The following is a 25,027-nucleotide window of genomic DNA, read 5'->3' as shown; positions in this document are numbered from 1 at the left end:
TGATGATGCCCGATCATTCCTGCCGACCTGCTTAGACAGGGCGGCGAGGGCTCGGTCCGTCGATCACGGCGGGTTCGTCGAGTCCTAATTCCAATCGCTCGGACAAAGGGACGAGTGCCCGGAAAGTTTCCAGCGCTGCGGATTGATCGTTCTTCAGTTCTTCGACCAGATTGCGAAGATTGGTTTTGGTTTGGCTGGCTTCGCGTCGCGCACCGATTTCCATTTGAATTTGATATCGCATGACCAATGCCAGGGCACGGTACAGTCGTGACGTGTTGCCCGATTGCTCGACGCTGGCAAGTGCTTCTGAAGCTTCTCGCCAACGGTTCTCATCCATCAGCAAACGGGTCAGCTGAAGCGCCGCTTTGAGATGATAGATTTCTTCTTTGGAATCGATGTCATCCTTCGGGAAGTACTCTGCCACCGCCTTCCAAGCGGGCACGCTATTGAGCGAGATCGCTTGCCAGTACTGGTCTTGGATGGTGGACGCACGGGCGACCAAGGGGGCCCCAATCGATTGAGAGACCGAGGGAGCTTTGGTGAGATTGGAGATTCCCCAGCCCGCCAGCGCGGCGAGGAGTGCCAAGCCGATCACGCCGACCCAGCGCATGAAATCGTATCGTCGGTCATCGGCAATTGCGTCGGTGACACGTTGCAACTGAATGGTGGCGGAGGTGGATCCGAGGTAGTTGACCGCTGCGGAGGAACGCCCCGATTCCAGGGTTGTGGAGGACCCGGAGCCGTTGCTCGCTGGGATCGCCTTGAGACTGGATTCTGATGGTGCCACGTTGGCCCGAATGACGTCCAACAATTCCATCGCGGAAGCAAAGCGTTCGTCGGGCGTTTTGCGAAGCAAACGCATGATCGTCGCGACCAACCACGGCGGGAGGTCGGCGGATCCACGAGTGTGATCAAGCGGTTGCGGCATCTCGTGGAGGTGCTTGACCGCGAGCGCCAGCGGTTCTTCTGCATCAAATGGTGGTTGGCCGGCCAACAGGTGGTACAGCGTCACGCCGAGCGAATACAGATCGCTTCTTCCGTCGACTTTGTGCCCTTGGATTTGTTCGGGGCTCATGTAGCGAGGTGTCCCGAGCGTCAATCCAGCCCGGGTCAGATCCACCGCGCTGGCATCTGTGTTGGACAGCACGCGAGCCAAACCGAAGTCCGTGACTTTGATCGCACCCTCGCCCGATCGCATGATGTTTTCGGGTTTGATATCGCGATGGGTGACTCCTGCCGAGTGAGCCACCACCAAGGCTTCTGTCACGCAGCGGAGGATCTCAATCCCTTCTTTCGCTGTGAATTGACCGGATTGTTGCAGGCACTGTTTCAGGTTGGAGCCATCGATCAATTCTTGAGCGATGAAGTGCGTGCCTTGGTGATCGCCGATCTCATAGACCTGCACAATGCTGGGGTGATTCAAACAAGCGGCGGCTTGTGCCTCGCGTTCAAAGCGTCTCAGATCTTCTTGGCTGGTTTGTGGTGTGCGACGCAGCACTTTCAAGGCCGCATCACGCCGCAATTTCAAATGTTTGGCTGCATACACATCGGCCATGCCTCCGCTGCCCAAGCGGCGCAAGACCTGGTAGTCACCCACGCGACAGCCAACTAAATCGCTCACGAACGTGCCTTTGTGCTGTTTGAGAATGACTCGTCACTCACGGTGGAGTGAGGCGAGGGGGAATCGGACTGGCGAAGAATTTGAGCAGGGGAAAGTTGCACCAATTCTGGTGTGGACAACCCACGGTTCTGGCTCCCGCTGGACAGGCCACCCAGTTCCATGGTGACATATCGAAACCCCATTGTAATGAAAGATTCAACCAGCTCGTCGGTTTGCGTCCAGAGCAGTACCTGAGGCAACTCTTGGCGGGGGACTTCAATCCGCGCCAACTCGTCAGCGTGCAATCGCACCCGACAGTCTGAAACACCGCGTTTGCGGAGCCAGGCTTCGGCGGTTTCGATGCGTTTCAATCTTTCAGGCGTGACTTCCACCTGATAGGCAATCCGGCTGGCCAGGCAAGGCGAGGCGGGGAGAGCCGCGTTTTCGAGCCCAAAATGAGCGGCCAGTTGGCGGACCGCTGCCTTGCCGAGCTTTCGATCGGCAAGCGGGGTTCGGACACGTGCCTGGGTTCCCGCGACGATCCCTGGCCGGTGGTCTCCAAGGTCATCGGCATTGGTGCCGGACACGATGGTTGCGCCGCGTTGTTCCGCAATGGGGGTCAGGAATTCATACAGGGTTTGTTTGCAATAGAAGCAACGATCCGAGTGGTTGCGTCGGTAGTCCGCGCGATCCGATTCATCGGTGGAAACAAATTGGTGCGGGATTCCAATCTGCTTCGCAATGCGGCGTGCCCAGTCGAGTTGCCACCCCGCCACGGCTGGGGATTCAGCGGTGACGGCGAGGACTTCGCAATCCGATTGATAGGCAGCCGCGGCCACGACGCTGCTGTCGACTCCGCCGGAAAATGCCACCACCAAATCGCCGATCTCGTTCAGATGCGCGACGAGTTGGTCGGCCAATCGTTGGACATCGCTCATCGACGAGGGCTCGTCATTTGCATCTCGCAAATCGCCAAGGCATCGGTCGCGAGTTGCGCGTCGAGCACCGGATGCATGGGGCCGCCGGCAACCACCTGGGCAACCGCATCCATCTCACTGACGAAACCATCGATTGGATCTTGTTCACCCAGATCAGGCCGTTCCAAACGCCCGTCGTTGTGCATCACCGTCAAGGCAATCGTGTCGGTGGAATCATCGTTGTACGCTGCGAACTCGAATCGGACGGTGGCCTGTTCGAATGACACCTCGTAGCCGTGCGTGAATCCGCGGGCTGGCGAATCAATGACGCCACCGGCCAGGCTCACAACGGGGACCAATTCATCGGGACCAGCTGCTGATCCGTAGTCCAGGACGGTTTCATATCGCTTGGGAACACCTTGTTGTTTGTGGCTGACGCAGTGGGCTGCGGTGGGCATGCCAAACAACACGCGAGCCAAGTGGGCATCGTGAACTTGCAGGTCAATCAGTGGACCGCCGACACGCTCGGGATCGTAGAAGTCAGGGATCCAATCCGGCGGACTGATGGTTCGCGAGAATCGACCGGTGATGGGGCGACCAAAACGGCCGTCTGACTGAGCTTCGACCAGGAAACGATAGGCCGGCATGAATGGCAGGATGTGTGCGACCATCAGTTGGCCCGGGGCCGCTGTCTCCAGCAACGAGCGGGCGGCGTCAGCACTCAGTGCCAGCGGCTTTTCGCACAGGACCTTCTTGCCTGACGCCAGGATTTGTTGGATCGCGTCGACGTGCAAATGAGGTGGCAAGCACACATCGATCAGGTCGATGGAATCGTCCGACAACAGCCCGTCCAGGTTTTCGCTGACGTTCATCCCTGAAACATCGATTTGTTCGCCTGGGGGACCGAAGTTGCCCTGGATACCTCGCCAATCGCCGCTGCGCTTCTTGGCATCTCGGCTGGCGAAACCGACTAATTCAGCGGTTTGGCTTCGTTGGTAGGCGAGCGTGTGAATCCAGCCCATGAATCCGACGCCCAAAATGGCGGCTCGCATGGGTTTGTTAGCGTTAGAAGACATTCACTGTCCTGGCAAAAGGAAGGATGACGGCACGCGATTGGATTGCCTTCGGTTACAAGTGGATGGCGATCCTCTCGCTCGCACCGCCGGTGATCAAAGGTCACGGTGGCAGTGTTTCAAGTTGGACAAAGTTGTCGAGTTGCACAAGGCAGCCGTCGCGCTGACGGAACGACTGGAGCCCATGATGACAGAAGGCTCGTGTCCTTGCGTTGCAATCACGAGCTGCGAAGTTGAGCCGCCTGCAGTTGAGTCAAATCGGCGATGCCCATTTTGCCCAACCGCAACAGTTCGGCCAGCTGAGCGTCATCAAATGTCGCTTCTTCGCCGGTGCCCTGCAACTCAATGAAACGCCCTGACCCGGTCATGATCACATTCATGTCCACATCAGCAGCGGAGTCCAGTTTGTAATCCAGGTCCAGGACAACGTCCTCGCCGATCACACCCACGCTGATTGCCGCGACGGAATCGCGAAGGACGGCCGCAGGGTCCACGGCAGGGTCCAGTTCTGGATTGGATGCCAATTGAGACACCGCCAGCGACAACGCGATGTAACCGCCGGTGATCGACGCGGTGCGAGTGCCGCCATCGGCTTGCAAAACATCGCAGTCAACCGTGATGGATCGTTCGCCCAAAGCATGAAGATCGACGATGGCTCGCAAGCTGCGGCCGATCAGACGCTGGATTTCGGTGGTGCGGCCATCCACTTTGCCGCTGCGATCGCGACGTTTTCGCGGGCTCGTGCTACCGGGCAGCATGTTGTATTCCGCTGTGACCCACCCTTTTCCTCGGCCTTCCATCCACGGTGGAACGTTCGTTTCGACCGAAGCGGTGCACAGCACGATCGTTTTGCCGCTTTTGTAGAGGACGCTGGCGGGGTTGGATTCCAAGTAACCGCATTCGATTTCGACGGGGCGGATTTGATCATGAGGGCGAGCAAGATCGGCAGCAGAGTTCATGCGAAGGGTGACGGCGCGAGCAAACGGGTGGGGAAACGGGGAAGCCTATCGGACTTTCGATCAAAAATGGATGGGCGACTCTAAAAAGTAGCGCTGGAAAGATAACGCTGGCACACCCAATGCCTCTTCACTGCACCTGGCGGAAGACAGATCAAACAGGGGGGTTTTTAGGGAAGGGGCACGAATGCAGGCGGTGTCGATCATTCAAAACGCATTTTGAAGGGGAGAATGATGAAGATGGGGTGAAATTAGCATTTGTATTGAATGTATTTGATTGCTAACGTTAATCCTGCCGAAAGTTGGTTAAGTCCCCGTTGTCTGTTGATGGAGGTTCCTGCATGGACCTTGAATTCGCTCGCCCCGATCTCGAACTGGCCTTGGCTGTGGTCGTGGTGACGCTGCTGACCTTGGGGGCTTACCGCTTGGGATGCCGCTCTCGAACGTCCTCGGATCGCTGGGTGTTTGTGGGGCTGATCGGAATTTCGTTTCTATTTGCTTGGAGTTTCTTCGGCCGTCTGATTTGGGCCGAGGCCATCACGTCATCGGCGGCCCTGTACTGGTCCAACGTGACGCCCGTTGTATTGGCTTTTTCGGCCGGGATGGCGGGACATGCCGTCGATTTGCGTCGTCGGTTTCGGCCGGCGGTCGCGGGAATTCTGATGACTTTGGCGGTTTCCTTTGTGATCACGCCGATCGCTCGCCCGGTGCTGTTCCCGTTGGACTGGGATCAACCTCGTGAGCCGCAATGGATGGCGCAGTGGCAAGATGGGGTTTACATGCAGTCCAACTCAGCCAGCTGCGCGCCCGCCGCTGCTGTCACCTTGTTGGGCACATCGGGGATCTCGGCCAGTGAACGAGACCTCGCTTCAGCTTGTTTGAGCAGTTCGCTGGGGACCGCCCCGTTGGGGCTTTATCGAGGGTTGTCGACGGTGGCTCACGAGCACAATCTCAAGGCCAAGGTTGCATCGCGAGATCCCAGCAAGTGGCATCAGCGGGGCCAGTTGCCCAACGTGGCATTGGTTCGGTTTGGATTGAGTGGTGACGATCTGCAGGACACAGGCTTCGTCGGCAACGTCACCGTCGGGCATGTCGTGACGGTGCTGGGTCAAACCGACAGCGGACGCTGGCTGATCGGCGATCCCGCGGTGGGCAAGGTTTCTTGGAGCGATGAAGACCTTCGGAAACGATTCACTGGCGAAGCGATCTACTTGTCCCGACCGTAGCCGCGCAACTGATGAGTGGTTGGTTTCACCGGCGGTGGTTGTTTCAACAGCAAGTGCCGCGTCACAGCTTCGTCGTCTGGTTGGCCGTCTGGTTGGCCGTCTTGGCCGCTAGCCACGGTTTCATCGCAATCAGCCGGGGCGATCGCCGAATGGCCAAACTCATCACCCCTCATTCCAAGCTGTGACTCAGCACTCGTCGGGAGGCGTGACAATCGGATCTGCCAAACGCGAATACATTTCCGGACGACGATCGGCAAAGCGATCGATGACATGTTTTCCGGGCGTTCGCTCGATCCGTTTGTTGCGGGCTTGTTCCAGGTCGACATCAACAATCAGTTCGGTTTCCTCGGCGCCCTTGGCACGAGCCAATTCGACGCCATCGGGCCCACAGATGGAACTCATGCCGCAGTATTCAAATCCTCGCTCAGTTCCAATGCGGTTGGCGGCGACGAAGAACAGGTGATTTTCCATGCTGCGAGCAGGCGGAACGATCTCGGCCGTTCGAGACGCCGCCACGGGCCAGTTGGTGCCGAGTGCGATGATGTCGGCACCAGCCAGTCCCAGCGCCCGCATCGGTTCGGGAAAGGAACTGTCGTAGCAGATCCCCAGCCCCACTTTGCAACCTGATTGCGTTGTCAAGAGTTGGTCGCAGGCTTGGCCACGATCAACGAACCGGTCCACCCCCAGATGCGGCAGGTGGACTTTGTTGTAGCGACCGACCAGCCCAGATCCATCGATCATCAGCGCCGAGTTGTGCAGTTCGTCGCGATCTTTCCGAATCAACGTCCCGATTGTGATCGTTAATTGGTTGACTTGGCAGGCTTCGACAAGAGTCGTGATAGCGGCGGAGTCGATCGTGGGAGCGGCGTCGAGCGCTTCTTCACGACTTTCGTAGCCGTAACCGGTCAGCGTGCACTCGGGGAAAACCGCGAGCTGGACGCCTTGTTTGCCAAGGCGATTGATCTTTTGACAGACGTCGTCAACGTTTTGATCGACGGAAGCAAAATGGACACCGGTCTGGACGCAAGCAATCAACATCGTACAAACAAGACTTATTCGACGGGGTGACGGAATCTTTCGAGCCATGATTCGAACAGAATTCGACGGTCCGTGGTACCCAATCACGTCGAGACACGAAGCGTTCGGTGAGGCGGCCGACGCTCAATTGACTCGCAATTCATTGCATTTTCAGGGAACGAGGCATGTCATCAGCGACCGAATCCTCCTCGGCAAACGGGGCGGCGTCGCCCCCCGAAACGCCGGACGTCAATCTGCCCGCCCAAGAGACGAAGCCGGCCGCCAAGCCAGCTCGCGACAAATTTGATTTCGATTTATTCGTGATTGGTACCGGCCCGGGGGGGAAGGTGCCGCGATGCAAGCCTCCAAGGGTGGTTTGCGGGTTGGCGTCGCCGAGCGATACCGGCAAATCGGTGGTGGCTGCACTCACTGGGGCACAATCCCCAGCAAAGCGTTGCGGTACGCCGTGACGAGTACGATGAAGTCATTGAAGAATCCCGTGATGCGCGAAATGGGATTCGCCGCCAGCCCCAGCATGGAACAACTCAATCGTGGCACTCAAGCCATCATTGGCCGGCAAGTTTCGATGCGGCAATCGTTTTACGATCGCAATGCGGTTCCGATTTATCGTGGGCAAGCACGCTTTGTCGATGAGCACACGATCACCATCGACAATGGCGAGGTGATCACTGCCGGAGCGTTTGTGATCTCGACCGGATCACGGCCTTACCGTCCCAAAGGGGTCGACTTTTCGCATCCCAGAATCTTCGACAGCGACACGATTTTGGAGATGAAGGACAAACCCGGTTCGATCACCGTTTATGGCGCTGGTGTGATCGGCACGGAATACGCCTCGATGTTTCGCAACTTGGGGATCAAGGTCAACTTGATCAACACGCGCGAAAAACTGCTCGAGTTCTTGGACGATGAGATCATTGATGCGCTGTCGTATCACTTGCGCGACCAGGGAGTGATCATTCGTCACAACGAGACGATGGAGAGCATCGAGGGGCTGGATGACGGCGTGATTTTGCGTCTCAAAAGTGGCAAGGTTCTCAAGACCGACGTATTCCTGTGGGCCAATGGTCGGCAGGGGAACACGGATGATCTGGGGTTGAACAGCCTTCCGATCGAGGCCAACAGCCGCGGCCAAATTGTGGTCGACGAGCATTTTCAAACTTGTTTGCCGCACGTCTACGCGGTGGGTGATGTGATCGGAATTCCGTCGCTTGCCAGTGCGGCTTACACGCAGGGTCGGGCTGCGGGGATGCATATGTTGGGTCGGGCTGACGGCAACCTACGGCTCAATGACATTCCCACGGGAATCTACACGAGTCCTGAAATCAGCTCGGTTGGTGCGACGGAACGTGAGTTGACCGATCAGTGTGTGCCCTATGAGGTCGGCCAGGCTCAGTTCCGTTCGCTGGCCCGTGCTCAGATCACGGGTGAAACCACCGGGATGCTGAAATTGTTGTTCCATCGGGAGACCAAAGAGATCCTGGGGGTCCATTGCTTTGGCGCCAACGCATCGGAGATCGTGCACATTGGTCAAGCGATCATGAATCAACCCGGGCGTCAGAACACGATCGATTACTTCATTGAGACCACATTCAATTACCCGACCATGGCGGAGGCCTATCGGGTCGCGGCTCTCAACGGGATCAACCGGCTTTTTTGAGCATGAGCGAATCTGACTCGGACCCCAATCCCGAACCGGTGGGCGATTCGCTCGCACGCAAACGCAATGACTTGGCGGTGATTCGCACGGATCTCGCCAATGAACGGACGTTGCTGGCTTACCTGCGAACGTCGTTGATGATGGTCGGAACGGGAGGAACGCTGATCAAGTTCTTCGGCGAATCGCGAGAGTTGTTGGTCGCCGGTTATGTCGCGATCGGAATCGGTGCAGTCGTGCTGTTGGCGGGGTGCATCCGATTCCTGCAAACGATGCGGCGGGTGCGATTGGACCACCAGTGAGCCGACCCGTCTGAAACAACACCTCCGCTCGTTGCGGCGCAGCACGAGTGGGGTCAGACGCCGGCGTGCAGCAATGAGTCTTCGATGACGGCTTCGAATTCCGTGTCGGTTAGCTCCAACAGGTCTTTCATTCGGCCGAGTTGTCGAACCTTGGCGTCGGAAATGTTCTTTTCTCCGGAGGAGGCGGCCAAGAACATGGCTTGAATTGCCAGCAAACGTTGTTGCATGGTCCAACGTTTGGAAACGGTCATGACGTAGTTCTGCGTTTCGATTCCCGAATGCATGGCGACGGAACACAGACGCCCTAATTCTTCTCGTTCGATTGGGTTGTTGAGGATCACGCGACTGATCCGCAGCAACGACTGTATTTCCGGCTCCGTGATCTCTTCGTCTTCGAGTGCCATCAACACGCAGGACCGGATCGCTTCATTGCGGAACTGATTCTCGCGGACCTTCTTGTGCGTGCGCTCATCGATATGCAGCACGCTCAGGTCCCAGGGCGATTTGCAGTGATCGCACTGGATGAACGGTTCGGGGGCACTGATCGGAATGGTTGGAATGAAGTACAGCGTCAAAAACGTTCGTTTGGACCGCAGTCGGTATCCCTGGATGGATTCGCAGGTGGGACAGAAGAACTCGCCCCGTTCCAGGGTCCGAGTCAGTTGCATGGTGCTGATGAAAATCATGTTCTTTCTCGCTGCGGAGTCCTGCTGGACCGTGCCTCGGCCACGCCGGAACCAATCCCCATGGGATTGATCTTCAGTCGTGAAGTCAATTGTGCCGATTACAACGATACCGAAAATGCTTGCACCGTGTTCTCGGACGGTGTTTTCGAACCATTTCGCATCGTTGAATCATGTCATTACTTCCCGTCGCAACGAACCGAACGAGCACGCCGCTGCAAAATCAGCGGTTGATGTATCAGCTCAACAGCGATCAATTGGCGATTCAGCGTCAGTATGATCAGTTGAGCACCGGGCGTCGTGTGCTGACCATCAGCGATGACCCTGCGGCGGCGGCCCGCGCGATCGGGCTGCAGCGTGAAGTTTCACGAACGGACCAGATGGTTCGGAACGCAGATGCCGCGGAGGCGTTTTACCAATCCGCCGATGTGACGTTGGACAAAGTCGATTCGGCCATCATTGAAGCACGGGGGGCCGCTGTCGAAGCCGCCCAAAGCGTGTTGTCGGATGACCAGAGGGAAGCTCTGGCAATGACGATCCGCCAACAAATGGAGTCGATCGTTAGCGCCGGCAATGGCATGTTCGCCGATCACCAACTGCTAGGCGGTGTGCTGCAGACCGATTTGGCGCTGGAACACGTCAGCGGAACGGTGCGATTCAATGGCAATCAGGCGATTGGATTGACCAAGGTGGGGGATGGGACTCAGGCCGAATTCACTGTCAGCGCTGCGACGGCGATCGGAGTGGGCGAGCCATTCATCGAGGGCGAATCGCTGGACGCGGCGCTGAATGCAGACACCCGGTTGATCGACATGAAACAAGGGGAAGGTGTCCAAGCTGGCGTCTTGACCGTTTCAGATGGCGACCATTTCGTGGAGTTGGACCTTCGACAGGCAGCGACGATTGGCGACGTGGCGGATGTCTTGCGGACCGTTGATTTGGACGGTCGATCCTTGTCTGTCACGCTGGGAGCCGATTCCATCACGGTCCAGTACGCTGACGGATTGCCTGGGACATTGGCAATCAAAGACGCGGCGGGCAGTCGTTTGGCGTCGGATCTGTTGATCTCCAATCCTGACGGATTTCGGGCTCCACCGTTGGTCGGAGATCGCCTGGCACCTCAGGTCACTTTGGCAACCTCGATTTCAGATTTGAACGACGGTGCCGGGTTGGATTTGACCGACGGGTTGGTCATTGATCGTGGCGACCAACGCTACGAAATTGATTTTTCGAATGCCGAAACCGTGGGCGACGTGATCATCGCGATCAATCGGAGCGATGCGGAAGTCAAAGCGGTTCTCAATGAAACGGCGGGCCGGATCGAATTGCATGCACTTCGGTCAGGCGTGGATTACAGCGTTGGCGAAAATGGTGGTTCTGCCGCGACCGAGCTGGGCATTCGCACCGCAGATGAGGACACGTTGGTCAGTGAATTGGCCCGAGAACGCGGCTTGAACTACAACCCCGAAGGCCCCGATTTGGTGATCACTCGCCCGGACGGTGTCGAGCTGGAATTCGAGCTCGAAGACGCCGAGACCGTGGGCGAGATCATCGATCTGATTCGGAACCATCCCGACAATCAAGACACCCAACGAGTTTTGGTGTCGCTGAACGAAGTGGGCAATGGGTTGAGGTTAACGGCGCCTCCGGGAGCCGATCCGATCCGGGTGACACAGCCTGGTTTGAGCGACGCCGGAACGTATCTGGGCTGGATTCCTGAGGACGCCTCGGAAGGCGTTGGGGAATTGGACGGAAGTGTCGCGGTGTTGAACGGCAGCGATTACCAACCGCGTGACGCCGGTGGCGCGATCGACACGCTGTTGCGTCTCGAATCCGCCATCCGCGACGGGGATATCTCCGAAATCGGCCGTTTGCAGGCTCGTTTGGACGATGACCTGGACGCCAGCACGCGGACTCGCGGGCGGGTGGGAGTGTGGCACTCTTCCTTGCAGGACTCCCGAACGGCGGTGGAGAACGAGAATGTTCTCCTGCAGTCGCAGTTGTCCGATGCCATGGACGCGGACCTGGCCTCGGTGATCAGTGAATTGCAGGCCCGTCAGGTGGCGCTGGAAGCTTCCATGCGTTTCGTCGGGCAAACCTCGGGCATCACGGTCCTGAATTACCTTTGATCCCAGCGGCTGTTGGTCCGCTGGATCATTTGTCCGCTGGATCAACAGTGCCACCGTGTCAGGGGATTCCGATTGTGATGGCTGCAGCGAATTTTCGTCCTTTTTCGATTGTTCGGTGGACTGGCGGGATTCGATGGTCGATGAGAAGTAGCGACGGAGAACCCGAAGGAACCGTTTGGGACAGGACCGGTCCCGAACACCCAAAAATTCGACGAGTGGAATCAAGTCATGCGGATCGACAGTCATCGCTTCGGCACGTTGGAACTCAACGCCGACCAGTTGTTTTTGTTCCCGCAGGGTCTGATTGGAATGGAATCGCTTCATCAGTGGGCGTTGATTCCTGACACAGACAACGCGTCGGTGGCCTGGCTGCAAAGTGCGGCCCGCGGTGACCGAGCACTGGCTGTGATCAGTCCACGAGCGTTTTTCCCAGACTATCGAGTCCACATCGGGCGGCGTGATCTGTCGAGCTTGCACCTGACGTCGGGCTCGGAAGTCTATGTGATGACCACCGTCGCCGGGCACGTTGGCAAGTTGACGACGAACCTGCGAGCACCTTTGATGCTGAACCTGGATCGTCGCTTGGGTTGCCAGGTGATCACCAACGACGATCGCCCCATGCGTCAGCCATTGCCGACCGTGGCAGCCGAATCGGCCAAGCCATTGCCCACCTCACAGGTGCGTGCCGCCTGATTCGAGGCGACGAACTCAGACCAAACCAACGGAATGGCGAGCATTGGATGACAATGCTCGCCATTTTTCGTTGGCAAGCGCGGGACGGCAGGCTTTGAGGGGCCGTTGGGAGAAGACGGCCTGGGGAGCGCATTCCGCGCCGCTTTCCTATGCCCGGCCCTCACCCTCGCGTACGCCTGAACGGCGTCGCTCGACCTAGTATATCGCTGTTGCTCTCCCCAAACTTCGTTTCAGGAGAGGTTCTCAAATGCAGAAAACTGCACGACCCCTGCGCGGGCGGGGTTCTCAATGCGTTACTGGCACAGCACTTCAAAATTGCAAGCCCTCAGGGACCGCAGCACCGGGTGGATGGCGCCGCTCTGCAAACCGAGGAAGGTGTTTCGAGCAGCTCCTTCGCGAACCCGATCCAGTCAATCGGTGTCCGGCTTGCAGGATGGAAATTGGTGGGCGTTGCAAACGGGGTACCAAGTCGAATCGGCACGACCGGCACGTGCCGACCTTCTGACCGATGCGTGAACTATTCCATCCGGTGGGTCGATGAGTGGTGTACGCGAGGCGAAGCAACGGGTGTTGTTTCATCAGGTGAACCTCGTCCGAACATTGCGATGGAATGCAACAACTCTCGGCAATGGAATGCCGCCGTGAACACATTGAAATTCCTGACGAATTGATTCGAAAGCTCTCCCACTCCGACAACTTAAGCCGAGGACACCATGCTCGTCCTTTCCCGACACCGCGACGAAAGCATCATGATTGGTGACGATGTGGTCGTAACCATCGTTGATATCCGAGGCGACAAAGTGCGTCTTGGTATCGAAGCTCCCCAAGCGATACCGGTGCACCGCCAAGAGGTCTATGACGCGATTCAGCGAGAAAATCGCCGCGCGTCCCAGACAGGTGCAGGAGCGACAAAAGACGTTCGTCCACCTCGTGACTGAACGCCGTCAGAAGTGATGTTTCGCGAAAGTGTCCGGTGGGCATTCTCGTGAAACATCAATGAGTCCTTGGATCGTCCGTCGTGGGTGACGGATGAATCCAGTGGCACTCGCCAGATTCAAAGTGTTCCTGTTTCCAAATCGGAACGTCTTGTTTCAGCCGGTCCATGATGGCGGCAACCGCATCGAGCGCAGCGACTCGGTGAGCACTGCTGCATCCCACGATCACGCTGGCTTGTCCAATCGGGACAGTCCCCAGGCGATGCCAAATCACAACGCGATGCAAACCGAATTCGTGCACTGCGTTGTTCGCCAATTCATTCAATTGCTTGACTGCCATTTCACGATGGGCCGTGTACGAAAGTTCTTTCGTGATGGTCACGTGATCGCCCTTCTTCGTCTGGCGGCGAGTCACGCCATGGAACCAGAGGATCGCACCCGCGTCGGGGTGCGATAGCCAAGGTTCCTCGCAGGAAGTCGCCTGAACCATTGGTTCCAACGGTCCGTCGGTCAAGCGAATGTTGACGGCACCGAAATTCTCGTCCGTGGATGGGAGGTTCGACATCGATCAACCACCACTGACCGGCGGGATCAACGCGACCTCGGCGTCCGTTTCAATCACATGATCGGGCGAGACGTACCTTTGGTCGACGGCCAATCGAGATCGCTGGACCATCGCTGCCAATTCTGTGTGTTGTTCGGCCAGTTGCGTCATCAGTTCGTTGGCTGTGGGGCGTGGGTGCGTCTGCACCGTGACTCGGTCGGCACCACCGGCCGATTCGCTGGCACCGGCAAAGAGCAACACGTCGATGGAACAGGGGGGAGTCATGCTGGGCTGTCTTCGTTGAGGGGCGTTTTTCCACGCAGATTCAGTGCTGGCAGGCGGCCGTAGGAATGCGCCAGCAACTTCAGGGGGTGGATCGCTTCGTAGTCACCACCATGTTCCATTTGCAACTTGCATGCACTGCATTCGGTCGTCGGGGCACTGGACGTTGCTTTGCGAACGGTGGAAACCATCGGCCAACCGATTCTTAAACTGTTGCGGTAATTCTTTCGCTGCAATCCCCAAGTGCCGGCCATCCCGCTGCATCCCTTGGCGACGATGTCGACTTCCAGTTGAGGAATCAGTTGCATCAGGTTGGCCGCGGAGGTGTCACTGTGCAGAACGCGGCTGTGACAAGGTTGGTGATACAGCATCCGGTGTTGGATGGGTTCAAACTCCAGCGTCAATCGATTTTCTTGATGCAAAGACCAAAGGTAGTGGCACGCTTCGAAGCTGTGCTCGGCAACCAAGTGAGCGTCTTCGGTATCGAGCAGGTTCGGGTACTCGTGCTTCAAGCAGAGTGCGGCGGCGGGTTCGGTTGCGAGCACGGTGTAGCCTTGCCGAACCGCGTCCGCCAACAAGCGAACATTGCGTTTGGCAACTCGGCGGGCACCCTTCAGATCGCCGGCGGTGATGCGGCCCATTCCGCTGAGGCTTTGCCCCGTTGGAACATAGAACCCAATCCGATTGTGTTGCAGGATTTCCGCCAGAGCGCGACCAATCTCAGGATCGTGGTAGTTCGCGAAATGGTCGACAAAGTAAACCACTTTCAATCCGCCGGCGGGTGAGGCTCGGTGCCAACGTCGTCGCACGGCGTACCGGACGAAGGACTCACTGGCCAACAACGGAATTTCCCGAGAGGCGGACAGCCCCAGGGTTCGTTCCGCCAACCAGCGCAGAGAACGTCGCCGCAGCATCCAGTTCGAGAGCCAAGCCACGCGTGAGCCGAGCGCGGCCAGCATGTCAATTCGGCCAATCAGCCAATCCGACAAAGTCAGCCCGTTGGTTGCAACGTACTGGGCTTTGATTTCACCGACCACTTTGGGAATGTTGACCGAGGCGGGGCATTCGACTCGGCAGGAGTGGCAGTTGAAACACAGGTCGGCGACGGCTTTGGCTCGTTCACCCGTGAGTTCCGAAACCGGCAACTGGCCACTCAAAACCCCACGCAACAGATTGGCTTTGGCGCGGGGGGACGCTTCTTCGATGGAGGTGATGCGGAACATCGGGCACTGACGTTCGTCCGAAGCGTCGGCGCGGCATCGCGCGCACCCATTGCAGGCTCGCGTGGTGGTTGTGATCGGTGCTCCGCCCGGCCAATGCTGAAGGACTTCCAGTTGCGGGGCGGGTTGGTGCGGCATCAACGAAGAAACCCATTTGGCGGGCTCGGGTTCCGTCGATGACTCGTCGTCCGCGATTTCGTTTTCTTTCGCTGGCTGGTCGGGATCAACGATCTCTGCCGAAGTCGCCGACGCCTCGTTTTCGCTGGCGGGATCTTCGGATGTCATCGTGAGTGACGAAGGAATCACGCTGCGGCCCGAGGCGACAATTTCAATGGTTTGGTCGAGCGGGCGGAGGTTCTCATCCGGCTTTTGCAGCACTGCACCAAACAGCTTGCCTGGATTGAAACGGTGGTAGGGATCAAACAATCGTTTGACCTGGCCCATCGCTTGCCAGAGTTCACCAGCTTGCTTGGGCATCAAGTAAGAACGACTCAGGCCTGCGGCGTGTTCGACGCCGATCTGTCCGCCGCGGTCCCAAACGACACTGGCGATTTCTTCACTGAGTGGGCGGATTTTTCGGCGGTCTTCGTCTTTTTGCAAATCCAACATCGGTCGCACATGCAATTGACCGTGGCCCGCGTGAGCAAAGATCGTGGCGGTGGTTTGATGGCGTTTGAGAACGTTTTGCACGGCCACCACCATTTCAGGCAGTTGTTCAGGTGGTGAGTGAATGTCCTCCACAAACGGTTGCGGCATTTGTGTGCCACGAACCCGGTATTGTCGTGGAATCACTCTTCGAAACAGCATCCAGTAAAGATCGCGAATCTCATCTCGGATGGTGTCCACGGATTCGAACGCCGCGTCGTGGCCGCTGGAAATGGACTGACGCAAAATGGCGAGTCGGTCGTAGAGGTCGCCCAGCGACTCGCCTTGGATTTCGACCAACATCGCCGCTTCGGCTTCGCGAGGCACCACGTCGGTGAATCGTTTCTCGCCCTCCCGAGCAATTTGCAACAACCGTCGATCCATCACGTCGCACGCGATGGGGCCGTGTTGCAGGGCGGCAACGGCGGCCCGTGTGGCTGAGTCGAGCCGATGGAAAAAGAACAGCACCACCCCGCGATGCGCCGGGATCGCTTCGGTGCGAAGGGTGGCGTCGATCATCACGCCCAGCGTGCCTTGCGAGCCGCTGAAGAATTTTGCCAAATCGACTCGATGATTGGCGTCGTAAAGATCGTCCAGGCGATAACCACCGCTGGCGGGCGACTGGATCACATTGGAATCGAGTTGGGAGTGAAAGCGATTCCGGATCTCAACCAATCCTCGCGAAACGCGGTTCACAAACCCTGCTTCGCCAGCTTGATCCAAGAGCGAGGCGTTGAGATCTTGGGGGGGATCGAGGTTGCCATGCTCGGGCGTTGCTTCGTCATCCTCGATGGGCAATGGGTCGTGTTGCGACAGCTCAACCAGACGACCGTCGGCCGCAATCATACGGAGCGATAGCACGGTGTCCCGTGCCGAACCGCTGCGCAGGTAGTGGCTGCCTGACGCGTTGGTGGCAATCACCCCGCCCATGGTCGTGATCGAACGTGTGGCTGGATCCGGGCCAAACCAACGTCGATGCCCTTTCAGGAACCGGTTGACGCTCGCCAAGGTCGCACCGCTTTGGACGGTGACCTGCATCCCATCATCCGACGGTGAAATCCGCTTCATGTGGGCGGACATGTCCACGACGATCCCTGGTCCGACTGATTCGCCAGAAACGCCGCTGCCGCTGCCCCGTGCGTGAATGGGCAAGTCGTTTTCGCAGGCGTACTGCACCGTCGTGGAGACATCGGCGGCGGACCGGGGCCGCACCACGGCCAGCGGGCGGATTTGATAAATGCTGGCGTCCGAGGCGTACAACTGAGTCGACACGGGATCACACAGGACGTCTCCGGAAACCAATCCGCGGAGGTCATCGTGAAGTCGCTGGCTATCAATGTCTCTTTGCATTGTCCCATTACGACGCCCAGTGACCGGTTCCGTCAAGACGACCGAATCAGCCTCGTCGCAATTCAGCCCCAATCCCGTGGATTCCGACGGCCAGCAGACTGCCCATTCCCGCTAAACAGAGGTCTTTTTGAGCGTCCCAGACATCTCCTTGCTGGCCGTTGTAGGCTTCGGCTTGAGCGGGTGAAAAGAACATGGCGATTTGCCATTCCAGCACTTCGTACGCGGCTCCCACTGCCATCACGATGCAAATTGACAGGAACCATCCCCATCGCCTGGGCAGCGGCGACGGAGAGTGAGCGGTTCCCCACATTTGCTGGAGCCAATCGAAGGCGACCGGGACGCCCAGGCACCCCGACGCAAAATGGACCAGCCGATCGTAGTGGTTGCGTTGCCAGGCAAATTGGTCCGATAGATTCCGCCCAAAAAGTGATTCGCACCAAGCGTCGTAGGGCACGTTGGAATAGGTCCAACGTGCCCCGATGATGTGCAACACGATGAACGAGATCGCGCAGGCAAAGGCGATGGATGACAGCCTCGCATTGCTGGTCGACCAAAGCAGGCCCAGCAACATGGCAACGGTCGGGATGTGTTGCAGCCATTGCTCCGCCGGAAACGGAGCTTTGTAAAGCGAAACAACCATCAGCAGGAATGTCGCCAGGATCGCGAGCTTCTGTCGATCCATCCGTGTCACGGCTGAGGGACGCTGGTTTCCGTGTCGGCGTCGTCTGCTTTCTCGGGTGACGTGACGGCGGTGCCCGTCAGTTCGCTCAGGTACTGCTGAAGTCTTTCCTTTTCATCTTCCGGGGCTGATTCAATCGCACGCGATTGCCACTCCACGGCGGACTCCTTGTCACCCGCAATGGACTTCAAGTGAGCCATGGTGTCGTAGGCTGGCCACATCGCATCGTTGTCTTCGTTCTCTTCGCTCGCCAAGGCCGATTCGAGAGCCGTCATGGTGGTGCTTAAGATTTCTTCGTTGCCCTCCAGTCCTGGTTCCACGGCTTCGTAGACTTCCCACGCCCAGCGGTTGATGGAAACGGCGTCTTCCGGGGCCGCGGCAATTCTCTCGCGAATGATTTCCAGGGCGATGTCACTTTGCTGAGTGGCTAAGGCGGTCGGAAACCAAATGGTTTTCAGGGCGGATTCATAACGCGTGCCCACGAACAGGTCGGCGTGTTCCTTCAAGAGTTTCAACGTGGTTTCGTGGTGCCCGGTGCGGTGAGCCATGATGATTTCGCGAACGGCCAGAGCAATCTTTTGTTCGCGTTCAAATTTCTCTTTTGCCGCTTCGCGATCCCACTCGTTGTCGATGACGGCTTCCAAAGGTTCGTCCATCGACATGGGGTGACCGATCCATTCGACGTGTCCATCGGTGCCGACGATGAACGCGGTCGGAATGCCGTTTTGATTGGCGGCTTTCATGTAGTCTGCATTGACCGATCCGTCTGGATCCGTGGTCAGGCTGTACGCCGATGTCAGCTCGCCAAACGTGATGGGCTTGGTCTCTTCGGTGGCTTCGTCTGCTTCGTCGGATTCCGCCTCGTCTTTGTTGGGAGCTGGTTCTTTGATTCCGAGAATGCTTGGGCTGACCGGACGCTTCAAGAAAGTGGTGACTGTTTCCAGGTCTTCCGTGCTGACGCTGACGACTCGGACACCTTGGTCAGCGTACTTGCTCTGCAATTCGGCCAGGTGAGGCATGCTGTAAAGGCACGGTCCGCACCACGTGGCCCAGAACTCAACCACATACACCTTGCCGGGTTCAAATTTTGACATTGGCGAGGGTGACTCACCCACCCAGTGTTCAATGTCCAGCGATGGGGCGGGCGACCCAATGGTCAACACCTTGGGGGACTCCTGGGCGGTTTCTTTCGGAGGCTGTTTCGCCGGTTTTTCGTCGTCGGGACTCGCTTTGGCCGCGACCAGTTTCTTGGCTTCCACGGGCGGGGGCGTTGTGCGGTCGTCCCCCTTGGCAATCCCGCCGGTACCAATCACAAAGCAACAAACAAACACACGAGCGGTCGAAGAGATTTTCACGACGAAATCCTCGTTGGGCAAATCGGATGAAGAGTCAGTGGGATGACTCCCTCACAATAACAGACTGCCGCCACCTCCAAATGCCGAATGAGACTCAAAAATGTCCGAGAACGACCCGAGGCGGGCTGACCTGCTCGAGACAGCGATCAAGGCTGCGAAAGTCGGCGGTGAGATTCTCCGTCGCTACTTTGAAAATGGCGTGATGATCCGCGACAAGTCCGTGGATGGGGGCAAGGCTTACGACCTGGTCAGCGACGCGGACTTGGAGAGCGAGCAGGCCGTGGCGACGCTGATCCGAGAGGCCTACCCCGATCATGAATTGCTGGGGGAAGAAGATCTCCAGGACGGCGATTCCAGTGCGGAGCATTTGTGGGTGATTGACCCGCTCGACGGAACCAATAACTTCGCCCATCACCTGCCTCATTTCGCTGTTTCGATCGCGTACTACGAGTCCGGCGTTCCGATTGTAGGTGTCGTCTACAATCCGATTCGCAATGATTTGTTCACCACCGTTCAAGGGCAAGGTGCGTTTCGAAACGGTGAGCGAGTGCATGTCAGCGAGTTCTCTTCGCTGAACCAATCCATGATCGGTTGTGGGTTTTACTACGACCGTGGTGACATGATGCGTGCCACCTTGGATGCGATCGCGGAATGTTTCCAAAACGAAATTCATGGCATCCGCCGGTTCGGCGCCGCTTCGTTGGACCTGTGCGAAGTCGGCTGCGGCGGTTTCGATGCATTCTTTGAATACAAGTTGTCCCCGTGGGACTTTGCCGCAGGAGCCCTCTTCATCATTGAAGCGGGAGGCCAGATCACCACCGCGACCGGTGACGCTCTGCCACTGGAAACAACCAGCGTTCTGGCCAGCAACGGGAAGGTCCACTCGGCAATGCTTGAGATCACCACGCGGCATGCTTTGCCGGACAACCAGCAACCAATGTAGCGTTGCGGCGCAAGCCTGGACTGCTGAATGTTTGGGCTTGTGGCGGCCATGCGTTTGCGCAAGTTTTCATCCCGGTAGGGATGTCAGATGGTAGCCGTCGGTAAGCGATAGCGCCACCGATGGACACGCCCCCCACGCCGCCACACTCCATCCCGCCGTGGCCTTTGGCCACGGCGGGATGGAGTGTTTTTCTGGGGCTCGCTTTCCGGGGGGACGCTGCTACGCAGCAACCCCCGGCTACCATCTGAAATCCCTACCGGGATGAAGAAAGACAGACGCCGGAAGAAAAATTGCATTCGCGATCAGAACGCCAAGAGCAAACATTTCGCAGCCCAGCGCAAGCCCAATCCCGCCCAATCGAAAACAAATTTTAGCGGAATGTCGCAAGCCATCCGGTTTTCCGGTGGTGGAGTTTCCTGCGAATCACCGGGCGGCTCGCGCCGCTCCGCTAACAACGCGAAATTCGATTGAGTGGAATTTGTCGTACGCCCTTCCTCTATGTCACTTGTGCTTCCCGCGATGCATCACATTGATTGACTCAATCGCTCAGTCGATCCACCGTTTGGTGAGATCGCCGTAAGCATCGATACGACGATCGCGAAGGAATGGCCAGTGGGTTCGGACGACGTCCATGTCGGCAAGCTGGCAATCCGCGGAAACGATTTGGTCGCTGGAACAATCACCTTGCGAGAGGAGCTCTCCCCGGGGTGACGCGATGAAGGACGAGCCCCAGAATTCGACTCGGCCTTCGATCCCGACACGATTGGGGGCTCCCAGGTAGATGCCGTTGGCGATCGCGTGGGCTCGCATCGCCGTCATCCAGGCATCGCGTTGGCCCTCGCCAAATTCTTCTTTCTCTTCATCGATCCAGCCGATCGCGGTCGGGTAAAGTAGGATCTCGGCGCCCGCCAGAGCAAACAGTCGCGCGGCTTCGGGGAACCACTGGTCCCAGCAGATTCCCACGCCCAGTTTGGCGAAGCGGGTGGGGATGACTTTGAATCCCAGGTCGCCGGGTATGAAATAGAACTTCTCGTAGTACAACGGGTCATCGGGGATGTGCATCTTTCGATACACGCCCGCGACGCTGCCGTCGGCATCGATCACCACGGCACTGTTGTGGTACACGCCCGGTGCGCGACGTTCAAAGAGGGGAGCCACAATCACGACGCCCAGTCGTTCGGCCACGGGTTGCAGGGCAGTGGTCGTTGGCCCCGGAATGGACTCTGCCAAATCAAAGTTGCCGTGGTCTTCGCTTTGACACGGGTAACATGTGGCAAACAACTCTTGCAAGCAGATCACCTGGGCACCCTCTGCGGCAGCCTTCTCAATCCATTCAATCGATGCTTCGATCGACTTGTCTTTCGACCCCGCATCACGCATCTGAATCAACGACAATTTGACCGAAGAACTCATGGCAAGTCTCTACTTTGTTACAGGAACCGGTACCGAGGTTGGCAAAACTTACTGCACCGCGAGGGCGGTGGAACGCATGCGCGAGTGTGGGCAGCGAGTGGGGATCTACAAGCCGGTGGCCAGTGGGTGTGAAGTGCGGGCTGACGGTGAACGGTATAGTGTCGATGCTGAAACACTCTGGCAAGCGGCGGGGCGTCCCAAATCTTTGCAGGCGGTTTGCCCGCAGCTTTTCATGGCTCCGTTGTCGCCACCTCGGGCCGCTGCTGAAGAAGGAACCCAGGTCGATTCGCAGCGATTGCGGGACGGGTTGGCGATTTGGTGCCAAGGTGATTTCGACGTCGTCATGATTGAAGGTGCCGGCGGCCTGTTCAGCCCGATCTGTGACGATTGGTTGAACATCGATTTGGCGATGGAAATGAAGCGTTGGGGGCAGCGAGAGGGGCACTCGCTTCATCTGCTGTTGGTGGCTCCGGATCAGCTTGGTGTGTTGCATCAGGTGATCTCAACTTCGCGGGCGGCCGAATCCGCTGGCTTACCGATCGGGGGCCTGATTTTGAATCGCTTGGACGACACCGCGGATGCTTCGGCCCAAACCAACACGAAAGATTTGTTGCAATGGTGCGGTGTGCCGCTGGTGGCGTCGGTGGAGCAATCCGGTGGTCCTTTGTGCGTCTTTTCCGGTGTCAACGCGAGGGAAGCCGGGGGGGAAACATCCCGTGAAACCGAAGCGAGTGTGGAATTTTTGGCGCAAACGTCGTTTCGGCGTTGACTTTGATTTGCCCCCATTGGTACCCCACTCTCACCGGCTTGGGGATTCCTCACGCCCTCCCACCTGTTACCCATCCAAACTTAGGTTTCGTTGACAAGAAATCGTTTGCGGGAATGATTTCTTCGCGGGTTCCGACCTGCGGAAGCTTTGCACTCGTTGCGACGGTTACTGGGTCAATCGTCTCAGCGTTTTGCTTCTCAACGAAACTTAACTGCGCACCGGAGCGTCGTTTATCGGCGCTCCGGTGCCAGGATACAACTCTTCTTCATGTCATCGATCAAACCATCGGACGACGACCGAGAAGGCAAAGGCGACTCGATCGCTGACTCGCCGCTCCAGGGCGAGGAAGACGAACTGGGCGATGTCGTTGGAACCGACGACGAGGACCAGTTGGTCGAGCGAGCCAGCCTGAAAGAGCGGCTGGCAGTGTTTCTCACGCCCGTCAAACTTGGCATCGGAATCGCCGTGCTGGCGATGATCGTGCTCGGATGGTGGGCCACTCGTCCGATCGAGGTTCCCAAACCACCGCCCAAGCCACCGGAGCCGGAAGAGCTTTTCGCTTTGCAGATCGAGCAGATTCTCGGCGGGGTCTCCACTCAGTTGCACACGCCTTCGTACCCGATTGACGATTCCAGTTTGCTGCTCATCCCGTTCGAGGAATTGGAAGCTGCCGCTGAGCAACGTCGCTCGGACCTGGTGGTGGATCAGAGCAGTCCGGCGTCGGACGATGCGAGCTCATCGGAGTCCGCGCCTCTGCCACCCAGCAATCGGTTCGTTGGGGGAGGAGAGGCAGCCGGCGAACCACTGGTGACCGAACTTCCCAAGCTGGACACGGTCTTGATCGATGAGGGAGTGATCACGGACGAGGGCATGAAGACGATCGCCAAGATTCCGGAGCTTCGGCATTTGCGATTGAGGCTTTCGCCCATCACGGACGAGGGTCTGAAGCCATTGCTTGAATGCGAAACGCTTTGGTTTCTCAATTTGCCGCACAGCAGGTTGACGGAAAAGGGAATTCGATCGTTGGCTGCCCTGCCAAAACTACGCCAGCTTCGGGTGGGATCCACGTTGCTAGGAAACGACTTGGGGCGAGCGCTGTTGGAAGTGGAATCGCTTCGAGGGCTTCATCTGATCGGTGTTCCGCTCGGGGATGAAGGTTTGAAAGTGATTGTTGAGTTGCCGCATTTGGAATCGCTGTACTTGGACGATTCGGCGGTCACCGAGTCGGGGTGGGAGTGGTTGTTTCTAAACCACCCTCAACTGCACGTGCACATCAACCAGCGTCACCACGATCGAGACCCACACCATCACAAGCATGAGTGACGGTGCCGTGGCGGGGGTGTGAATTGCCTGCGGCGTCGGCTCAGGAGTTGGCCGGCTCAGGCGTTGCCCGAATCGGGCTCGCTTTCTTCCCGCTGAGGTGACCCTTCGCACTCGACGAATTCAAGCGGTTGTTGTTCGCTTGTGTCGGCGACTCGGATGGCGAGTTCACCACGAAGAATTTTGCGAAAGGCGGTTCCGACGATGTCACCGCGCCATCCTTTGAGCAGCGATGGGGTGGGCGTTCCACGTCGCGGATCCAGCTCGTAAGAAAGCAGTTCTTTGACATCATCGGAATTGCCAACGATGGCGGGTGCCAACTTTTGTTGTCGACTGATGCAAGCGATCGACGTGGAAAGGAATTGGCTCAACATCGGCGAAGCACTGCGTGAACGGCCGCGATTGCGACGCGGCAGTTGCTCGTCCGGGACTTCCAGGGCAGCGGCAATGGCGTCGCCGATTTCTTCGTATTGGTCGTTGTAACCACGGCGTTCCATCCCGCGAATGTTGCGGATTTTTTTGACGTCGGGTGAGCCACGTTTCGCGAGCTCCACCATCAGATCGTCACGCATCACCCGCCGGGGCAATCGATCTTTGCTGCGGGCGATCTCTTCGCGCCACCGCCAAAGGTGACGGATGATCTCGAGTTGGCGAGGTTTCAGTCCTGAACTGCCGCTGACGCGTTGCCAGTTCTCGCTTTCTTCCGCGTCGATGACTTTCTGTTGAAGTCGATCGGTTTCTTCGTCCAGCCAAGCAACCCGATCCAGGGCTTTGACATCCGCGATCAATTTGGTGTGCATTTGTGCCAGCGTGGTCACGTCGTGCAAGGCGTAGGTCAGCTGGTCTTTTGTCAGCGGACGATGCCGCCAGTTCGTTCGTGTTTCGCCTTTGGGGAGCGTTTGCCCCACCAGTTTCTGAACCAGCGTGGCGAGCGAAGCCGGGTACTCAATGCCGACAAATCCAGCGGCCAACTGGGTGTCAAACAATCCCGCGATCGGACGGCCTGCGAATCGATAGGCAAACCGAATCTCTTCGCGAGCGGCGTGCGCGATCACGACTCGTTTGCCTGGTTCGACTGTGTCGTCGGTCAGGATGTCCCAGAATGGCTTGGTGTCGCCAACGGTGTAGGGGTCGATCACCGCCAGGTGTTTGCCTGCCGCAACCTGGAGCAAGCAGAGCTCGGGGCGATAGCAGTCTTCAGAGACAAATTCGGTGTCAAAGCCGATCACGGGTTCGTCCGCAATGGCCTCGCAAAAGTCACTGAACTGCGAAGGCGTTTCGATGGAGTCGTAGTTCACCGC

22 protein-coding genes are annotated in these 25,027 nt (G+C 57.9%); 9 read left to right on the top strand and 13 right to left on the bottom strand.

Annotated features, from left to right (window positions below; genetic code table 11):
• Positions 1 to 31 precede the first annotated feature (31 nt).
• The 4 genes from UH5x_RS08395 to rph all read right to left on the bottom strand — a co-directional run bounded on the left by UH5x_RS08395 (position 32) and on the right by rph (position 4,549).
• Positions 32 to 1,597: a serine/threonine-protein kinase gene (locus UH5x_RS08395; RefSeq protein WP_047812825.1), complete on the bottom strand. Its 1,566-nt coding sequence runs from the start codon at positions 1,595 to 1,597 to the stop codon at positions 32 to 34.
• A 20-nt stretch (positions 1,598 to 1,617) separates the two neighbouring features.
• Positions 1,618 to 2,538, bottom strand: a complete 921-nt coding sequence (larE, locus tag UH5x_RS08390) for an ATP-dependent sacrificial sulfur transferase LarE (protein WP_482635393.1) — start codon at positions 2,536 to 2,538, stop codon at positions 1,618 to 1,620.
• Positions 2,535 to 3,593: a Gfo/Idh/MocA family protein gene (locus UH5x_RS08385; RefSeq protein WP_482635392.1), complete on the bottom strand. Its 1,059-nt coding sequence runs from the start codon at positions 3,591 to 3,593 to the stop codon at positions 2,535 to 2,537. Before UH5x_RS08385 ends, larE begins: the two co-directional genes overlap by 4 nt.
• A gap of 215 nt (positions 3,594 to 3,808) precedes the next feature.
• Complete coding sequence (gene rph, locus UH5x_RS08380; RefSeq protein WP_047812828.1) at positions 3,809 to 4,549, bottom strand: ribonuclease PH; 741 nt, start codon at positions 4,547 to 4,549, stop codon at positions 3,809 to 3,811.
• Between the two features lie 338 nt (positions 4,550 to 4,887).
• Here rph and UH5x_RS08375 point away from each other — a divergent pair, with 338 nt between their 5' ends.
• Positions 4,888 to 5,772, top strand: a complete 885-nt coding sequence (locus tag UH5x_RS08375; RefSeq protein ID WP_047812829.1) for a cysteine peptidase family C39 domain-containing protein — start codon at positions 4,888 to 4,890, stop codon at positions 5,770 to 5,772.
• A gap of 186 nt (positions 5,773 to 5,958) precedes the next feature.
• On the opposite strand, the gene UH5x_RS08370 is transcribed toward UH5x_RS08375, so the two are convergent.
• Entirely contained in the window at positions 5,959 to 6,810 is an 852-nt protein-coding gene (locus tag UH5x_RS08370; RefSeq protein ID WP_482635391.1) for a carbon-nitrogen hydrolase family protein, read from the bottom strand.
• Between the two features lie 334 nt (positions 6,811 to 7,144).
• Here UH5x_RS08370 and sthA point away from each other — a divergent pair, with 334 nt between their 5' ends.
• Both sthA and UH5x_RS08360 read left to right on the top strand, forming a co-directional pair.
• Positions 7,145 to 8,467, top strand: a complete 1,323-nt coding sequence (gene sthA / locus UH5x_RS08365; RefSeq protein WP_482635390.1) for a Si-specific NAD(P)(+) transhydrogenase — start codon at positions 7,145 to 7,147, stop codon at positions 8,465 to 8,467.
• Between the two features lie 2 nt (positions 8,468 to 8,469).
• Positions 8,470 to 8,766, top strand: a complete 297-nt coding sequence (locus UH5x_RS08360) for a DUF202 domain-containing protein (protein WP_482635389.1) — start codon at positions 8,470 to 8,472, stop codon at positions 8,764 to 8,766.
• A 53-nt stretch (positions 8,767 to 8,819) separates the two neighbouring features.
• Here the strand turns inward: UH5x_RS08360 and UH5x_RS08355 are convergent, their stop codons facing one another.
• Entirely contained in the window at positions 8,820 to 9,452 is a 633-nt protein-coding gene (locus tag UH5x_RS08355; RefSeq protein ID WP_482635388.1) for a zinc-ribbon domain-containing protein, read from the bottom strand.
• 170 nt (positions 9,453 to 9,622) lie between these two features.
• Between UH5x_RS08355 and UH5x_RS08350 the strand changes: the two genes are divergently transcribed.
• The 3 genes from UH5x_RS08350 (at position 9,623) to csrA (ending at position 13,209) form a co-directional block, all read left to right on the top strand.
• Complete coding sequence (locus UH5x_RS08350; RefSeq protein ID WP_047812835.1) at positions 9,623 to 11,578, top strand: flagellin N-terminal helical domain-containing protein; 1,956 nt, start codon at positions 9,623 to 9,625, stop codon at positions 11,576 to 11,578.
• A gap of 228 nt (positions 11,579 to 11,806) precedes the next feature.
• Positions 11,807 to 12,271 carry a flagellar assembly protein FliW gene (gene fliW, locus UH5x_RS08345; RefSeq protein ID WP_047812836.1) on the top strand — a complete coding sequence of 155 codons (465 nt, stop codon included), beginning with the start codon at positions 11,807 to 11,809 and terminating at the stop codon, positions 12,269 to 12,271.
• Positions 12,272 to 12,984: 713 nt separating this feature from the next.
• Entirely contained in the window at positions 12,985 to 13,209 is a 225-nt protein-coding gene (gene csrA / locus UH5x_RS08340) for a carbon storage regulator CsrA (protein WP_007325270.1), read from the top strand.
• A gap of 55 nt (positions 13,210 to 13,264) precedes the next feature.
• On the opposite strand, the gene UH5x_RS08335 is transcribed toward csrA, so the two are convergent.
• The 5 genes from UH5x_RS08335 to UH5x_RS08315 are packed head-to-tail and all read right to left on the bottom strand — an operon-like array spanning position 13,265 to position 19,281.
• Positions 13,265 to 13,771, bottom strand: a complete 507-nt coding sequence (locus UH5x_RS08335; RefSeq protein WP_482635387.1) for a molybdenum cofactor biosynthesis protein MoaE — start codon at positions 13,769 to 13,771, stop codon at positions 13,265 to 13,267.
• Between the two features lie 3 nt (positions 13,772 to 13,774).
• Positions 13,775 to 14,035, bottom strand: coding sequence for a MoaD/ThiS family protein (locus UH5x_RS08330; protein ID WP_047812839.1), 261 nt, complete (start codon positions 14,033 to 14,035; stop codon positions 13,775 to 13,777).
• Entirely contained in the window at positions 14,032 to 17,247 is a 3,216-nt protein-coding gene (locus UH5x_RS08325) for an FAD-linked oxidase C-terminal domain-containing protein (RefSeq protein WP_482635386.1), read from the bottom strand. The genes UH5x_RS08330 and UH5x_RS08325 overlap by 4 nt, the downstream gene beginning before the upstream one ends.
• A 46-nt stretch (positions 17,248 to 17,293) precedes the next feature.
• Positions 17,294 to 17,929 (bottom strand): DUF2238 domain-containing protein, encoded by a 636-nt coding sequence (locus tag UH5x_RS08320; RefSeq protein ID WP_482635385.1) that lies wholly within the window; start codon positions 17,927 to 17,929, stop codon positions 17,294 to 17,296.
• A gap of 5 nt (positions 17,930 to 17,934) precedes the next feature.
• Positions 17,935 to 19,281 carry a TlpA disulfide reductase family protein gene (locus tag UH5x_RS08315; RefSeq protein WP_482635384.1) on the bottom strand — a complete coding sequence of 449 codons (1,347 nt, stop codon included), beginning with the start codon at positions 19,279 to 19,281 and terminating at the stop codon, positions 17,935 to 17,937.
• Positions 19,282 to 19,381: 100 nt separating this feature from the next.
• On the opposite strand from UH5x_RS08315, the gene UH5x_RS08310 reads away from it, so the two are divergent.
• Positions 19,382 to 20,224 carry an inositol monophosphatase family protein gene (locus UH5x_RS08310; RefSeq protein WP_482635383.1) on the top strand — a complete coding sequence of 281 codons (843 nt, stop codon included), beginning with the start codon at positions 19,382 to 19,384 and terminating at the stop codon, positions 20,222 to 20,224.
• A gap of 546 nt (positions 20,225 to 20,770) precedes the next feature.
• Here UH5x_RS08310 and UH5x_RS08305 read toward each other — a convergent pair.
• Complete coding sequence (locus UH5x_RS08305) at positions 20,771 to 21,637, bottom strand: carbon-nitrogen hydrolase (protein ID WP_482635382.1); 867 nt, start codon at positions 21,635 to 21,637, stop codon at positions 20,771 to 20,773.
• On the opposite strand from UH5x_RS08305, the gene bioD reads away from it, so the two are divergent.
• Positions 21,636 to 22,406, top strand: a complete 771-nt coding sequence (gene bioD / locus UH5x_RS08300; RefSeq protein WP_047812844.1) for a dethiobiotin synthase — start codon at positions 21,636 to 21,638, stop codon at positions 22,404 to 22,406. The genes UH5x_RS08305 and bioD overlap by 2 nt on opposite strands.
• Before the next feature lie 267 nt (positions 22,407 to 22,673).
• Complete coding sequence (locus UH5x_RS08295; protein WP_482635381.1) at positions 22,674 to 23,729, top strand: adenylate cyclase; 1,056 nt, start codon at positions 22,674 to 22,676, stop codon at positions 23,727 to 23,729.
• 56 nt (positions 23,730 to 23,785) lie between these two features.
• Here UH5x_RS08295 and UH5x_RS08290 read toward each other — a convergent pair whose 3' ends face one another.
• Positions 23,786 to 25,024, bottom strand: a complete 1,239-nt coding sequence (locus UH5x_RS08290) for a ribonuclease D (RefSeq protein ID WP_482635380.1) — start codon at positions 25,022 to 25,024, stop codon at positions 23,786 to 23,788.
• Positions 25,025 to 25,027: the final 3 nt, after the last annotated feature.

This window comes from Rhodopirellula sp. UH5 (genome assembly GCF_056839225.1).
The sequence above is the reverse complement of the archived record's forward strand: the minus strand, read 5'-3'. Positions and strand labels throughout refer to the sequence as shown.